The sequence below is a fragment of the Mucilaginibacter sp. Mucisp73 genome (genome assembly GCF_059491465.1).
This window is the reverse complement of record NZ_CP168507.1, coordinates 5886260-5902507: the sequence shown is the minus strand read 5'-3', so window position 1 is coordinate 5902507 and position 16248 is coordinate 5886260. Positions and strand designations below refer to the sequence as shown.

Below are 16248 nucleotides of genomic sequence, written 5' to 3'. Positions count from 1 at the left end.
CATTATCAACATGAAAACTTTAAAGATAAAAAGCGTCATAAAATCCACGCTTTTGCTAACGGTGTTATCTACGGGATGTAAAAAAGTGCTTGATGAACAACCGCGTTCCTCCTTCAACCCGGAATATTTTAAAACGGTACAGGGTGTAAATGGTGGATTAACAGCCATGTACGCGCACCTGCGTAATATTTACGGGCAGGCTTATTACTATAATTCGGGTGTTACCGGTACCGATGAAGCTACATGGGGCCAGAGCGCCGACGGAAACTTCAAAGATCTGGATTGCTCAGGCGTGGGTATCATATCTTCAACCAGTTATCCTACCAGTATCATATGGGGCGAGTCTTTTACAGACATCAACACTGCCAGCGGCGTAATCGAAAACGCCAGTGCCGTGGGGATTTCCAGCGCTCTGATTGCTGAGGCCCGCTTCTTCAGGGCATTTGATTATTTTTTGCTGGTGCAGTCCTACGGTGGCGTACCGCTTGATCTGGGTTCGGGAGCGTTGAAATTTAATATCACGCCTTCAAGGACTTCAGTGCGTAATACCGTGCCCGAAGTTTATACAAAGGCGATTTTCCCGGATCTGCTGCAGGCGATCAATGATCTGCCGGAAACCGGCCGGGTAACCGGCGGACTGACCAAAACGGCAGCTCGTCTTTTCCTGTCTAAGGCCTATTTAACTTATGCATGGTGGTTGCAAAATCCCAATAGTATCCCGACCTATCCCGCAAGTAACCGGACAGATCCCAATGGACACGATGCTGCGTGGTATTTTCAAAACGCCTACGATATCGCCACCACCGCAATTGATAATCCGGGCTCGTTCAAATTACAGCCAACATTTTACGATGTGAATGTTGGAACAAACGACCGTAACAGCGAAATGGTGCTTTATGCAGACCATACTCAAAGCAGTGAAAAATATAACGGTTCGAGTTTGACCTATGGAAGCGGCGGCGCTCCGGATAACTTTGCCGGCTGGATGATGACCTGGAACTATCCGAATATAATCAGTGGCGGGGTGAACTCTGTTCTGCGTGAGGCAGATCAACATTTGGGCCGGCCCTGGGTTCGTATGGCCCCTACTGTTGAAGTACTGAAAAACACTTTCGCTGATAAAGTAAACGATTCACGATATGACGGAACTTTCACAACCGTATATCGCGGAAACTGGCAAAAGGGCGGAAATACGGCCCAGACCTTAGCCAATGCCAACGGCTTGCCCGTTGCACAGGGCGGCGCGATACTCTCGTTCCTGGATAATGACGATCCGAACGTGGTGTATGCCAAAGGAAATGGGAATGTTGGTGCCGGGTTACTGCCAGGGAGATCAGATTGGGTGGTCAACCCTGGCGATATAAGCCGGATAATTTATCCGGGACTCTGGAAACTGGGGCCGTATCGTACAGATAACGGCACAGGTTTGGGACAGCCAAATGCCGGTAGTACGCGTCCTTATCCAATAGCAAAATTCTCGGAGCTATATCTGATCGCAGCAGAGGCCGCAGTTAAAGGCGCCACTGTTAAACCAGGAAAATCAGCACGGGAACTCGTTAACGTGCTGCGGGCGCGCGCAGGAAAGTGGCGTTTCAATAATAATGGTAATGTAGTAAAGATTGAAGACGATAGCCAGGCTATGATGGCGGCTACTCCCGCAGTTATCGACATGAACTATGTATTAGCGGAACGTTCCCGGGAATTTTATGCAGAAGGCGGCCGCTGGTTCGATCTGGTACGGACGCAAAAGTGGGGGGAACTTGCTGCTTCCTTTACAATTGCAGGAACCACCTTTGGAGACCATACGCCGGTTAAAGTTACACGCTCCATCGACTCGCATCTCTATCTTCGCCCTATTCCGCAGGGGCAGATAGATGCATTGGTTATGAGCGCTGCTGATAAGGCTGCCTACCAGAATCCGGGCTACTAAGCTGGAGAAATAATGATTTTTTAACGAGGCTGTTCAATTGTGAACAGCCTCTTAATTTCTTCCGGTCGGTAATGCTTAGCGCACAGCATTTGCATAAATTATACGATGATCTTTCTCGTGTTTGAGGGGCAATTTATACGGCTTAATTCAGCTTTCCGGTTTAACATTTGCGCAATTGTATTGCGCAGGCCTATTCGGCGAACCCTGTTTTCTTTAAAACGGAGCTTGTTCGAAAATCAATCAATTAATCCGGGGATAAAATATTGTTCATAAGGCTAATAGTCAATATATTGTAAGAAAAAAGCAGCCATACTTAAAAAAGTGACTTGCGCTATAACCCAATAAACTGACTTGCAAACCGGCACGGGCTTGTATACCCCTGTCATAACTAAACTGATAAAATTGAAAAAGACATTTTTAGCAATAATTGCAGGCCTTTTTTGTGCCGTCGCCTGGGGACAAAATAATCAATCCGCTCTTCGGGATCTGCGTTATAAGTTATGGTACACCAGGCCCGCGACCACCTGGAATGAGGCCCTGCCGATAGGAAACGGTTTTATAGGCGGAATGGTCTTTGGCGGCGTACAGCAGGAACGCATCCAGCTCAACGAATCTACCATCTGGGGAGGCGCCCCCAACAACAACATTGATTCGGCCGCTAAGCCTCATATTGAAGAAGTACGCGTGCTTTTAGCGCAAAAAAAATACCTGGAGGCGCAGGCGGCTGCCAATAAATATCTCGGCCCGAAAGGCAACAGCGGCATGCCCTATCAACTCGCCGGCAATTTGTATATCAATTTTCCCGGCCAAACGGACGTCAGCAATTATTACCGCGACCTGGATATCGAACATGCTACAGCCACAGTACGGTACAGCTCGGGAGGTGTTCAGTATAAGCGGGAATACTTTACCTCTTTCAAAGAACATGTGTTACTGGTACGGCTGAGTGCCGATAAACCGGGAATGATCAATTGCAAGGTAAGGCTCCAGAGCCCGCTTGTACAAGAGATTACCGCAGCTAACCAGGAAATCGTTCTTTCAGGTAAAAGCAGCGATCACGAAAATCAAAAAGGCCAGGTTAGGTTTAACATGATCGCCCGTGCAAAAAATCATGGGGGTACTATACAAACGGATACTTCCGGGATGACCATCGCTCATGCAGACACGGCGACTATTTATCTCTCCATCGGCACTAATTTCATCAACTATCACAACCTGTCAGGAAACGCGCCCGGGCGGGCCCGCAACGATATGCAGGCTGCCTGTTCCAAATCGTTTAATACCCTGCGCCAATCTAATATCAGGTTTTATCAATCGTACTTTAACCGGATAAAACTGGACCTGGGCATGACAAACGCGATTAAGCTGCCCACAGATGTGCGGATACAAAACTTTGCAGGTAACAACGACGCCCAGCTGGCCGAACTGTATTTTCAATTCGGGCGTTACCTGCTGATCTGTTCGTCACAACCGGGATCACAACCGGCCAACCTCCAGGGCATATGGAACGGAGAACTGAAAGGCCCGTGGGATAGTAAGTATACCGTCAATATCAATACTGAAATGAACTATTGGCCGGCTGAGGCCACCCGGCTGTCTGAACTGGGCACGCCTTTATTTAACCTCATCAAAGATGTTTCCGTAACCGGTAAGGCGACAGCCAGGCAGATGTATGGGGCAAGGGGCTGGATGCTTCATCATAATACAGACATCTGGCGGATTACCGGTATAGTGGATGGCGCATTCTGGGGTTTATGGCCAACCGCAAATGCCTGGCTGTGCCAGCATCTGTGGGAGCATTATCTTTTCACAGGAGATAAAAAATTTCTGAAGCAATATTACCCGGTAATGAGAGGTGCCGCTACTTATTTCGTTGATGTGTTGCAAAAAGAACCGGATCATGGCTGGCTCGTCGTAAGCCCGTCCGTTTCGCCCGAACACGAATATATAACCGGGAGCCATGAGGTTTCGGTTGCTGCCGGGACCACGATGGATAACCAATTGGTATATGGCTTATTTACAGATGTTATATATGCTGCGGCAGACCTGAATACGGATAAAACATTTGCCGATTCGCTGAAAGCGCTGCGCGAAAAATTGCCGCCAATGCAGGTGGGCCGGTACGGGCAATTGCAGGAGTGGCTGGACGACCTTGACCGGCCAACTGACAATCACCGCCACGTATCGCACCTTTACGGACTTTTCCCGGGAAACCAGATCTCTCCTTTTATACATCCGGAATTATTTGCCGCGGCCAAAAATTCATTGGTATACCGTGGTGACGTATCTACCGGCTGGTCAATGGCCTGGAAGATTAATTTGTGGGCCCGGTTATTGGATGGCAATCACGCTTACAAGCTAATCAAAGATCAGATAAAACCGGTCATGACCGGATCCGGCGGTACATATCCCAATTTATTTGATGCACATCCCCCCTTTCAGATTGACGGCAATTTTGGCTGCACTTCGGGGATCACCGAAATGTTGATGCAAAGCCATGATGCTGCGATCTATCTGCTGCCTGCTATGCCCGACGACTGGGATAAAGGCAGTGTAAACGGACTGATGGCCCGTGGCGGATTCAAGATAGACCTGGCATGGTCAGGCCATCACCTAACAAAACTCGTTATACATTCGGCCCTTGGCGGGAATTGCCGGCTGCGTGTTAACGAACTGCTGAACAACCGGATGTTAAAAAAAGCGACCGGGGTTAACAGCAATCGATTCTACCGCATCACCGACATCGCGCAACCCATTATCAAAAAAAACGATAAAGATTTAAGCGTAAAACTCCCGAAAAGTTATTTATATGATCTTCCAACCCTGGCAGGTAAAACATACCGCGTTATTTGAGTAATTAATACGATGAGTTGTGGTAGCAATTCCGCTATAAGCATATAACAGGCAATTGGCCGGCGATATGATAAAAAAATGCCGGACAACCCGGGCTATCCAGCCCCGTCAAATTAAACATCGAAGTATAAATGCTCTGCCTGCTGCCTTTGGAAAACAATATTAACAAAGATGAAACAAACCCAATTTAAACTTATCTGCACACTCATGGCGGCGGTTTTCACCGTAAATCAGGCCGCCGCCCAAACAAAACAAAAACAAACCTTTTTATCTCCTCCCCTCATCAGATCGATTTATACCGCAGATCCCTCCGCACATGTTTTCAATGGTAAAATTTATATTTACCCTTCTCATGACATTGACACAGCCGTAACCGACAACGGCAGCGGCGATCACTTCGCGATGAGGGATTATCATATCCTTTCGCTCGATCATATCAACGGGCCGGTGACCGATCACGGGGTAGCCCTCGATATAAAAAATATCCCCTGGGCGGGAAGGCAGCTATGGGCGCCGGATTGTGCTTACAAAAATGGCGTATACTACCTTTACTTCCCGGTGAAGGATAAACAAGATGTTTTCCGTATTGGCGTCGCTACTTCCAAAAATCCCGCCGGGCCTTTTAAAGCGGAACCACAGCCGATTGAAGGCAGTTTTAGTATCGATCCGGCGGTTTATACAGACTCGGATGGCCAAAGTTATATGTATTTTGGCGGTATCTGGGGAGGTCAGTTACAGCAATGGGCCACGGGTAAATACCAGCCCAACGGTTCCAAAACCGACCTTCAGAACGACGACGCCCCGGCGCTCAGCTGTAAAGTGGTCAGGCTAAGTTCGGATATGAAGCATTTTGAGGGGCCGGTGAAGGATGTTATTATCCTGGACGAGAGCGGGCGCCCGCTGCTGGGAAAAGACCATGACAGGCGTTTTTTTGAAGGGCCCTGGATGCATAAATTTAAAGACAAATACTATTTCACCTACTCTACAGGCGACACGCATTACCTGGCATACGCTACAAGTGATAAGCCATTCGGCCCCTTCCGCTATAAAGGAATATTTTTGAAACCGGTGCAGGGCTGGACCACGCACCATTCTATCGTAGAGTTTAAAGGAAAATGGTACCTGTTTTACCACGACACGGAAATTTCCGGCAAAACACACCTGAGAAATGTTAAGGTAACGCCGCTTTACCACCGTTCAGATGGCAGTATTGCCCTGATTGACCCGTTTAAATCAAAATAAATTAATTAGCTACGGTCTTTGGTTCAATTGAAGACCGTAGCTAATTAATTTATTACCTTTTTTCCGCCCATGGATAGCAATCGGAAAGCACTGAGAGCGCCTGCCTTTATGATCAATTAGTTTGGGGCAGGGACAGCTTATTTAAACAATAATGATCTTATTGCCAAAGCATTCTTAGATCCTTTTATCTTAACATATAGATCATGCTGACCGGCAATGGCGGGTATCTTTGCAGATATGGCCGACCATTTATTCAATGAGCCTGTACTTTTAACCGGTATAACCGCGATTCTCCTGCCGTCTTTGTTTAGGTCTTCGATCCATACTTCAACGCTGCCGTTACTAAGCGCCGCGGCGGTCAAAGAAATACTGGTTGCTTTGTTTGTCCCTCTCCCCATATCCACTCCGCCCAGCATCACCCAACCTCCGGCATCATTGTTTAAGATAGCGCCATCAACCTGAGATAACGTAACGCCCCAATAATTATTGGCACCTGCTAAAGACTGCTCCGAATAACCGTCTTTATAAACGAAAAGATCGAAATCAGCTTCCCTGCCTTCAGCAAAAAGGCCCAGGCTGGTACCTACCCACGAATTAAAATTAGGCTGGGCTTTGTCCAGTTCACTTGCATTGATGACCGTACCGATTTGATGCCATTGCAGACCATCAGAACTGTAGTAACCGGTTAGCTCATGCGCTTTTCGCTCCAGCTTTAGCCATACGCTTTCCCCAATTTTGTTTTCTGTGCTGAACGACTGGCTGCCCATCGCGAAATTGAATGTTTTTCTGCCTTCTTCAAACCCCGTACAAAGACGCACGTTTACCGATTCATTGCCGGAAGCAAGGTAAATCCCCGCCTCTTGTCCCGATGCCAGGGCATTCAGCCTTACCCGCGTAACGAGCGAATAATAATGTCCCGCCTCTTTTTGCAGAATGTGGGTCCTGCCAATTTTCGGCTTAAGCCTAAGCCAGCCTTTATTGTCAGTGATTGAATACTGTTGTGCAGCGTTCTTGTTGAAAAAATGCCAATACAACGACAAATTTGAACTTGAAAATTCATCCGACCTCGGTAAGCGCCAGGCCAGGCCGTTATTTGTAAGATTTGGACGTGTAAGGGGCATATCTGAGGGATAAGGAACAAACGGACGGCCGTCGGCTGTCCACTGAACCTGCAAAATCAGGTCCTGCCTTCCCTGGCCGCTCCAGTCATCCCCTTTGGGCGCATCGTAACTTTGAGCGATACACCACCAGGTACCGTCACTTAACCGAAATGGAGACGACATGTGATTGACTGATCTGAACCTGTTATCCGGATCTTTTGAAAATGCGAATATTTTTCCAAGGTTCTCCCATTTCGCTGAATCCGCAGTAAGTGATCTTGAACGAAGTACGTACTGCCCGCCTGTAACATCACCAGCCATGAAGTAATAATACCAGCCGTCTCTTTTACACATCACAGGGCCCTCAGCCCAGCTATATTTCTTGTCGTGATTGATCCAGTCCAGGTTAATCAATTTGCCTGTCAGGTGGCCGGAACGATCGATCTGCTGTATGCGGTTAGCTGTCTGACTGGCTTTAATGATCATGTAAGGTGTGCCGTCGTCATCTACGAAAATAGAATTATCGTAGCCGATAGGCCCTGTATCCGGGGTTGTTTTAACTTTTTCAGGCGCAGACCATGGGCCCGACGGTTTGGTTGCGCTTGACATGTATTGCCCGCCCCCTGCGCTGTTTGAAAAATAAATACGATAAACGCCATAAAAATAGGTTATTGCGCCTTGCCAAATGCCGGCACCCGGCGCCCCGGACTTTAACTCATCCCAATCCGCGGGCACAACCCTTGAAATGAGCTCCCAATGCAACAGGTCTTTGGAATGGAGAATCGGTAAGTTAGGGACGAAATGAAAACTGGAGCCGCACATGTAAAAGTCATCGCCAACCTTTAAGAGTGTCGGATCCGGATGATCCCCGGCGAGCACCGGATTGACATAAGTTCTAACCAGGGTTGCTGCATCCTGGGGGTAAGGGGCCGGCTTGATATCTTCAACCTTATTGAACTGGGCCATAGCGCCATGATACCAGAAGAAAGAACAAACAACTATTAAACTACAACGGGAAATAATGGATTTGAAAGTCATCAGTGTACAAATGAATATAAGACCTAAAAATATGATTACAGCGTTGGCCCGGATGTCCTGTATGTAACTAATCGTACAACGAATGTGCAAAACCGCCATATTGATAACGCTTGTTGCAGATTTCGAATAGCTGATTATCCATATTGTCATTAGACTTTAGGTGACATGATCAAAGGTGCCGAATTATCAAAACAAGACTATTGTTCCATTTTTAAGTCATTGCGGCAATAGTAATGAGTATAAAAAAAGGTAAAAAATGTCTTTCCTGTATGTGCCTTTTTTATAAAAACTGTTAAGAGTTGTACTGTGTGCTTTCTTGCTGATATAGTGAGTATCTTCCGGGCTGAACGTGTGCAAGGCGTCCGATTTGTCACTTATAATGACTATAACAAATGATAAACATTAGGCACAATTGGCGTATTACCGGGCCTTTTGTAATATCCGCAGGGCCGGTTGGTTTAAATTTTCGGCGAATTAAAAAAATATTCAATTTTAATTATTTAAGACACGTTTATGAAAATAGTTGTCAGGTATCTTATTAATGCTTCAGCGCTGTTGTTTTGCTTTCAAACTTCAACAGCACAACAGTTTGTCCATCCGGGGCTGCTTCAAGGCCGCGAAGACCTGGCCAGAATAAAAAACGGCGTTGCCATGCGCATTGAGCCCATTTTTACGGGCTATAATGAATTAAAAGAGAATCGCCAGTCGCAGTTCGATTATAAAATGCAGGGGCCAATGGAGATGGTTGGCCGAAATCCTACCGTGGGCCAGGGTGTTTATGATGCTGACGCCAATGCGGCCTATCAGAACGCCATCATGTGGATCATAACAGCCGATCAACGTTATGCGGAAAAAGCAAAACAAATTGTTGATGCCTGGGCATCGACATTAAAATCCATAACAGGCCGTGACGCCGTATTAATGGCCGGTCTTGGGCCGTTCAAAATGGTTAATGCCGCGGAAATTTTGCGCTATACCAATTCAAACTGGGCACCTGTCAAAATTAAGCAGGCTGAGAAGCACTTTAAAGAAGTGATTTATCCGGTTATTAAAGATTTTGCACCTTTTGCCAACGGCAACTGGGATTCAGCTGCACTAAAAACAATGATGGCCATAGCAGTATTCTGCAATGACCGGCCAATGTTTGAACGCGCGATTGTTTACTATCAATACGGCGAAGGCAACGGCAGCCTTCCTAATTATATTATTAATGAAGAAGGACAGTGCCAGGAAAGCGGAAGAGACCAGTCGCATACGCAATTAGGTATTGCGCATCTTGCCGATTGCGCCGAGATAGCGTGGCAACAGGGACTAAACCTTTACGGTATACTCAATGATCGCCTGCTCAGGGGCTTCGAGTATACCGCGAAATATAACTTGGGGGAGGATGTCCCCTATTTGCCTGCAATGGACCGGACCGGAAAATATTTGCATGCGCAGATAGCTACAGAAGGGCGCGGCAAACTGCGTGCGGTTTATGAAGAGGTATTTAATCACTATGTTCACCGGGCGAATAAAACGGCCACTTTTACGCGGAAAGCTGCTGAAAAGGTACGGCCGGAACCGCAAGGCACGCCAGGTGCAGACCATATTGGCTTTGGTACTTTATTGTACTCACGCAGCCTGCAAACTATTGATCCTTATACAATGGTTACGCCGTGCACACCGTCGGGATTGACGGCCGTGCCCGAGAATGGGTCCATTCAATTGACGTGGGTACCGGTACGGGGAGCCACTTTTTATCAGGTTAAAAGGGCAGTCAATAGGAAAGGAATGTTTAAGATAATTTCCACCAGGGTTACTAATGCACAGTTTCAGGATAAAAACGTAGCCTCGGGGCGCAAGTATGTGTATACGGTATCGGCGGTGAATAATAAAGGTAAAAGTATGGACGCCTGTCCTGCTGCTGTTACAGCGGGATTGCCCGCCGGATGGTCGGTTACCGATCTCGACCCCAAATCAAAAAAAGGACAAGCACGGTCATTGGATTCTGGTTTTACTGTTGAAGGTACCGGCATGGGATTTACCCGAAACGAAGAGCAGGCTACCTACATCCATCACAAATTAGTGCCTTATCAAACGCTCGCCATTCATTACCAGCCACAGTTGACTTCGCAGTTCACCGGTTTCGGCATTTCGTTCCGGCAGTCTGCAAAGGAAAAGGGGACCGGAGTAAATTTGCTGATCTATCCAGAAGTTTCGCAACAACTTGAGGCTCCAAAATGGGTAGTAACCTGTACGGCTCGGCTTCACCCGGGCGACAGTTTAACACAGGTGGGAGCGACGCTCGATATAAAAGAGCCCGTCGTATCTTTTAACCGCATGACGGGCGGTTGCTGGTTGAAGTTGGTTCAGGAACAAAACCAGGTAAACGCGTTTTATTCCGCGGATGGCAAAGAGTGGCAACTGATCGGGACTGTTGCGCGAAACCTATCGCTGACAGAAGCCGGCATAATTGTTTTTTCAGGCCTTGAAGCGGTATCTACAACGGTCAGGTTTGATCAGGTTAGGTTAGAATAACCTTTTAAAAATATTAGTATAGCCAGAAATGCTGACATCGTCAGGTCGGGTTTATATAACAAAAAGTCTATTTGGAACAACAATATTCTTTTTGATACCCATAAATTCGTATCAACCATTTAGCCTGAGCAAACAAACCCGCGATCATATCTGCTGGTTGCACCATCAATTTTGGTATGCCTGCGGTTGAAAAGCCCGGATTTTTACAGGACTTGATAAGCCGGGTCAATTGAGGTGCAATTATAAACTTTGTTTAAACTGGTTATGATGTTACAGAATTTTAAACCGGAAAAATGAAAACTAAGCTTTCCCTGATTTTTTTAATACTATGTTCAATAGGTCGCCTTGCATACGGCCAGAGCGATACTTACCTGCTTGCAAGCACTAAGATTTCGCCATTCCCGGATGAAGCGGTCGTATTAAAACCGTCCTGGGTAAAACAACGGGAAGCGTTAAACACAGCATACCTGCTGTCACTTGATCCTGACAGGCTGCTCCATAATTTCCGGGTAAATGCCGGGCTGCCCTCAACAGCCAAACCATTATCAGGGTGGGAAGCCCCCGGGGTTGGCCTCAGGGGACATTTCACAGGCCACTACTTATCTGCCGTTGCGATGCTGGCAGAAAGGGATAAGGATACGGCAGCAATGCGCCGGCTCAGTTACATGGTTAACGAATTGTACAAATGCCAGCAGGCTTTTGGCAATGGTTACCTGAGCGCGTTCCCGGAAAAAGATTTTGACACGCTTGAGCAAAAGTACGGAGGCGTATGGGCGCCCTATTATACCCTCCATAAAATTATGCAGGGGCTACTGGACGTTTACGTCCGTACAGGTAACCGGAAAGCATACATTATGGTGAATGACATGGCGGCTTACGTTGACCGAAGAATGAGTAAGCTCAGCCCGGAGGCCATTGACAAAATGCTTTATACCCCGGAGGCCAACCCGTCTAACGAGGCAGGCGGTATGAACGATGTATTGTATAAGCTTTACGAAGTGTCCCATAACTCCAGGCACCTGGCCCTGGCCAGGCTTTTTGACAGGGACTGGCTTCTCAAACCATTGGCAAACAACCAGGATATCCTTTCAGGTCTTCATGCAAACACCCATATCGTACTGGTGAACGGGTTTGCGCAACGCTATATCATTACCGGAGATACGCTGTATCAGCATGCCGCACAAAATTTTTGGGATATGCTGACCGCTCATCATGCCTACGCCAACGGGTCCAGCAGCGGCCCGCGCCCGAACGTAGTTACACCAACATCGCTGACCTCCGAACACTGGGGCGTACCTGACCACCTCAGCAACACGATGACGAAAGAGATCGCCGAATCGTGCGTATCACACAATACGCAAAAACTCACAGCGATGCTGTTTTCCTGGAGCGGCGATGCCAAATACGCGGATGCTTACATGAACACCTTTTACAATTCAACCATGGCCATTCAAAATGCCCAAAACGGCGCAGTGGTTTACCATTTACCTTTAGGCTCCCCGCAAACAAAAAAGTTTCTGCAAAACGATGACTTCCGCTGCTGTAACGGCTCATCCGTTGAAGCATTCGCAGCCTTAAACAGCGGTATCTATTACCACAACGATTCCACCTTATGGGTAAATTTGTATATCCCCTCCCGGTTAAACTGGAAAGCCAGATCGCTTGTTTTAGAACAAAGCGGAAACTTCCCGACGGACCCGGCTGCAGAATTTACTTTCAAAGAGGTGAAAAAAGCCGGGCTTACCGTTAAGCTGCTGATACCCGACTGGTCAAAAAAATTTGAGGTGTACATCAATGATCAGAAGCAAGCGGTGAATGCTGCGCCGGGTTCTTATCTGTCATTGCAGCGGGAATGGAAGACCAACGACAAGATCAGACTGGTATTCCATTACGAGTTTTACCTGAAGCCAATGCCCGATGATGAAAACGTTTTTGCTATTTTTTATGGCCCGCTTATGCTGGCGGCTGAAACGGATTCCGAATTTATCCTGAAGGGACACAGGGATGACATCTTAAAAAACACAACTGCTGCAGGTGGCAATGCTTTCCGGTTGAAGAACGGCGAAAAGACATTTGTTTTGCGCCCGTTAAGCGAGATCAGCCAGCAATCGTATGGTGTTTACGCAACAATCAGGAACTATTGATCACCCGTTATGTATCACGTACAACACAACGGTTGCCAAGCCAATTATAAAAACTAAACTTCAGCTGTTAGTCCGCATACAAATAAGTATGCTGTCTTAACGCTGTAACATATCTGAATATCAAATGAACAGAAGAAATGTACTTAAAAGTATGGCGTTAGGGCTGTCGTCGTTCTACCTTTCCAAAAGTTATGCAGGCCAGTTGTTGAAAGCGCCGTACGCTGCAGGTCCGTTTAAACCAACCTGGGATTCGCTGGCACAATACCGGGTGCCCGAGTGGTTTCGAGATGCCAAATTTGGGATGTGGGCACACTGGGGGCCACAGTGCCAGCCCGAACAGGGTGATTGGTATGCACGGGAAATGTATATGGAGGGCGGACGGAAAAATAAATACCACCTGCAGAAGTATGGTCATCCCTCAGAATTTGGCTTCAAGGATGTGATCAATGAATGGAAGGCAGACCATTGGGACCCTGAAGAACTGGTAGGGCTTTATAAGAAAGCAGGCGCCAAATATTTTATGGCGATGGCCAATCACCATGACAACTTTGACATGTGGGACAGCAAACATCAACCATGGAATTCCGCCCGAATGGGCCCTAAGAAAGATATTATAGCCGGATGGGCCAAGGCGGCAAAAAATAACGGGCTGCGGTTCGGCGTGAGCGTACACGCCGCCCATGCCTGGAGCTGGATGGAAACCGCCCGGCGGGCCGACAAAGCCGGCCCGCTGGCCGGAGTGCCATACGATGGCAGCCTCACTAAAGCCGATGGCAAAGGCAAGTGGTGGGAAGGTGAAGACCCGCAGGAGTTGTACGCGCAAAATCATCCGCTGAGCGAAAATAGCCAGGATAACGGCATGATCCATAAACAGTGGGCCTGGGGCAACGGTGTATCAATGCCATCCAATGCGTATTGTGAAAAGTTCTATCGGCGTACCATCGAGCTGCTCGATAAATATGGTCCTGACGTTATTTATTTTGACGATACCGTGTTGCCATTATGGCCCATAAGCGATGCCGGGCTTCGCATAGCCGCTCACATGTATAACACCAGTATCAAACGTCACGGTAAGTTGGAAGCTGTTCTGTTTGGAAAAATGCTGAACGAGCAGCAGCGCAAATGTATGGCCTGGGATATAGAGCGGGGGCAGAGCAACAGCATAGAGCCCGAACCCTGGCAAACAGATACCTGCCTGGGCAACTGGCATTACGAACGCTCTTTGTACGATAACAACGGCTATAAAACTGCTAAAACGGTCATACATACATTGGTTGATGTAGTGAGTAAAAATGGCAACCTTATGTTGAACGTTCCGGTGCGCGGCAACGGCACAATTGATGCTAAAGAACGCGCCGTGGTAGAAGGCATTACCGACTGGATGCGCATCAACAGCGAGAGCATTTACAACACCCGCCCATGGACCACCTTTGGTGAAGGCCCGGCTATTGAAGATGCAGCGCCATTGAACATGCAAGGGTTTAACGAGGGAAAGGGCAAACCTTTTAGTGCAGCCGATTTCAGGTTTGTCAAAAAGGATAAAGTTCTGTATGCTACCATGCTGGGCTGGCCTGATAATAACGAAGCCGTTATCAAAAAACTGGCGCTTAACAATGTACCTAAAGTACAGCGCGTAAGTTTGCTGGGTGCTGATGCTCCGCTCAATTTTGAACAAACCGAGACGGGACTCAAAATTAACCTGATGCAAAACCGACCCGGTGATATTGCCTATGTATTTGAAATTAACGGCGCTGTTGCCTGATTATTGCAGATTATGGATCGTCAAATCATTATTGCGGGCCTTGTTTTAGCCCTGCTTTGTTTTAATAAAGCCAGTTGCCAGCCTAAACAATTAGCCCCGCTATGGGGCAACTGGACTAACTGGGGCGACCAACCCGACGGTACTTACCGTAACCCTGTCTTACCCGGTGATTACAGCGATGTGGATTGCATCCGGGTGGGTACCGACTATTATGCCGTATCATCTACGTTTCAGTATTCGCCTGGTTTTGTGATCCTGCACTCCAGGGACCTGGTTAATTGGCGCATCCTGGGCCACGCCGTCAACGATATTTCGGTGATTTCGCCGGCTATGAACTACACCAAAATGGACCGTTATGGCCGTGGGATCTGGGCGGGGGCCATACGCTATCATAACAACCGTTTCTGGATCTACTTCGGTGATCCGGACGAGGGCTATTTTATGAGTTCAGCCACACGGCCCGAAGGCCCCTGGGCACCTTTAAAACATGTACTGAGCGAAAAAGGCTGGGACGACTGCTGCCCGTTTTGGGATGATGACGGCCAGGGCTACCTGATAGGCACCAGGTTTGCCGACAACTATAAAATCCACCTGTTTAAAATGTCGGCCGATGGCTCGGTGATTGACCGGGAAAGCGACAAGGTGATCTACCAGTCGCAGGGCAGCGAGGCAAACAAGCTGTACAAAATTAATGGCTATTATTACCACCTGTTTAGCGAGGTGCGCAACAACGTAAGGGTGCTCATGATGGAGCGGGCCAAAGATATCCGGGGCCCTTACGAAGGCCCACAGCAATTGAGCGAAGGTCAGCCGCAATTTAACGAACCCAACCAGGGCGGATTAGTGCAGGCAGCTGACGGTAAGTGGTACTTTTTGACCCATCATGGCTCGGGCGATTGGTCGGGCCGGATATTGAGCCTGTTACCTGTAACCTGGACTAATGGCTGGCCTATCATTGGCCAGCTTAACGCAGCGGGCCTTGGCGAAATGGTGTGGCAGGCCCCCATGCCCGTAACCGGCACCGGCCGGGCTGTTCCGCAAAGCTCGGATGAGTTTACCGGCAACACGCCGGGACCACAGTGGGAATGGAACTACCAGCCCCGCGCCGGCAAATGGTCCTTAACCCAACGAAAAGGCTGGCTCAGGCTGCACGCCTTCAAACCGCTCAAAAACGATTTGCTGTATGCCGGTAACACCATAACCCAGCGCTGCTACCGCACCGGTGCCAACGAAGCCACCGTTAAAATTGACCTGAGCGGTATGGCTAACGGCCAGCGCGCCGGGCTATCGCACTTTGGTGCGCCCCATTATGCGGCGGCCGGTGTAGTGCAAACCAGCAGCGGTAAACAGTTGCAGTTTTTTACTGAAAATGCCGTAACCGACGGCCCCATCATCAAGGGCAATAGCATTTGGTTACGCACAGTGTGGGGCCTGGATGGCAAAAGTAATTTTACGTACAGCACGGATGGCAGGAATTTTAAACCCATTGGCGAAACCTATCAGTTAAGATGGGGATCTTACAGGGGCGACAGGCTGGCCATTTACAGTTTTAACGATCTGCAAGATGCCGGTTTTATTGATGTTGATTACCTGCACTATCAATATTCCAATTAACAACAGCTCTAAAAGGGGTGCAGACTGACTGACCCTATAACATGC

The 16248-nt window shown here is 48.0% G+C and carries 8 protein-coding genes; 7 read left to right on the top strand and 1 reads right to left on the bottom strand.

Annotated features, from left to right (window positions below; translation table 11 throughout):
- Window positions 1-10 precede the first annotated feature (10 nt).
- The 3 genes from ACEN82_RS24380 to ACEN82_RS24370 all read left to right on the top strand — a co-directional run bounded on the left by ACEN82_RS24380 (window position 11) and on the right by ACEN82_RS24370 (window position 6025).
- Window positions 11-1930: a RagB/SusD family nutrient uptake outer membrane protein gene (locus tag ACEN82_RS24380; protein ID WP_413321531.1), complete on the top strand. Its 1920-nt coding sequence runs from the start codon at window positions 11-13 to the stop codon at window positions 1928-1930.
- Window positions 1931-2332: 402 nt separating this feature from the next.
- A complete protein-coding gene (locus tag ACEN82_RS24375) occupies window positions 2333-4783 on the top strand; it encodes a glycoside hydrolase family 95 protein (protein ID WP_413321532.1) in 2451 nt (816 codons plus the stop codon).
- A 171-nt stretch (window positions 4784-4954) separates the two neighbouring features.
- Window positions 4955-6025, top strand: a complete 1071-nt coding sequence (locus ACEN82_RS24370) for a glycoside hydrolase family 43 protein (RefSeq protein ID WP_413321533.1) — start codon at window positions 4955-4957, stop codon at window positions 6023-6025.
- Between the two features lie 137 nt (window positions 6026-6162).
- Here the strand turns inward: ACEN82_RS24370 and ACEN82_RS24365 are convergent, their stop codons facing one another.
- Entirely contained in the window at window positions 6163-8163 is a 2001-nt protein-coding gene (locus ACEN82_RS24365) for a family 43 glycosylhydrolase (protein WP_413321534.1), read from the bottom strand.
- A 513-nt stretch (window positions 8164-8676) separates the two neighbouring features.
- Between ACEN82_RS24365 and ACEN82_RS24360 the strand changes: the two genes are divergently transcribed.
- The 4 genes from ACEN82_RS24360 (at window position 8677) to ACEN82_RS24345 (ending at window position 16203) form a co-directional block, all read left to right on the top strand.
- Complete coding sequence (locus tag ACEN82_RS24360; RefSeq protein WP_413321535.1) at window positions 8677-10683, top strand: alginate lyase family protein; 2007 nt, start codon at window positions 8677-8679, stop codon at window positions 10681-10683.
- Between the two features lie 293 nt (window positions 10684-10976).
- Entirely contained in the window at window positions 10977-12827 is a 1851-nt protein-coding gene (locus tag ACEN82_RS24355) for a beta-L-arabinofuranosidase domain-containing protein (RefSeq protein ID WP_413321536.1), read from the top strand.
- A 124-nt stretch (window positions 12828-12951) separates the two neighbouring features.
- A complete protein-coding gene (locus ACEN82_RS24350) occupies window positions 12952-14589 on the top strand; it encodes an alpha-L-fucosidase (protein ID WP_413321537.1) in 1638 nt (545 codons plus the stop codon).
- A 12-nt stretch (window positions 14590-14601) separates the two neighbouring features.
- Window positions 14602-16203: a glycoside hydrolase family 43 protein gene (locus ACEN82_RS24345; protein ID WP_413321538.1), complete on the top strand. Its 1602-nt coding sequence runs from the start codon at window positions 14602-14604 to the stop codon at window positions 16201-16203.
- Window positions 16204-16248: the final 45 nt, after the last annotated feature.

Excerpts from the sequence above, each read along its gene's own strand:
- ACEN82_RS24380 (WP_413321531.1), top strand. The coding sequence starts at position 11 with ATGAAAACTTTAAAGATAAAAAGCGTCATAAAATCCACGCTTTTGCTA.
- ACEN82_RS24370 (WP_413321533.1), top strand. The coding sequence starts at position 4,955 with ATGAAACAAACCCAATTTAAACTTATCTGCACACTCATGGCGGCGGTT.
- ACEN82_RS24365 (WP_413321534.1), bottom strand. The coding sequence starts at position 8,163 with ATGACTTTCAAATCCATTATTTCCCGTTGTAGTTTAATAGTTGTTTGT.
- ACEN82_RS24360 (WP_413321535.1), top strand. The coding sequence starts at position 8,677 with ATGAAAATAGTTGTCAGGTATCTTATTAATGCTTCAGCGCTGTTGTTT.
- ACEN82_RS24355 (WP_413321536.1), top strand. The coding sequence starts at position 10,977 with ATGAAAACTAAGCTTTCCCTGATTTTTTTAATACTATGTTCAATAGGT.
- ACEN82_RS24350 (WP_413321537.1), top strand. The coding sequence starts at position 12,952 with ATGAACAGAAGAAATGTACTTAAAAGTATGGCGTTAGGGCTGTCGTCG.
- ACEN82_RS24345 (WP_413321538.1), top strand. The coding sequence starts at position 14,602 with ATGGATCGTCAAATCATTATTGCGGGCCTTGTTTTAGCCCTGCTTTGT.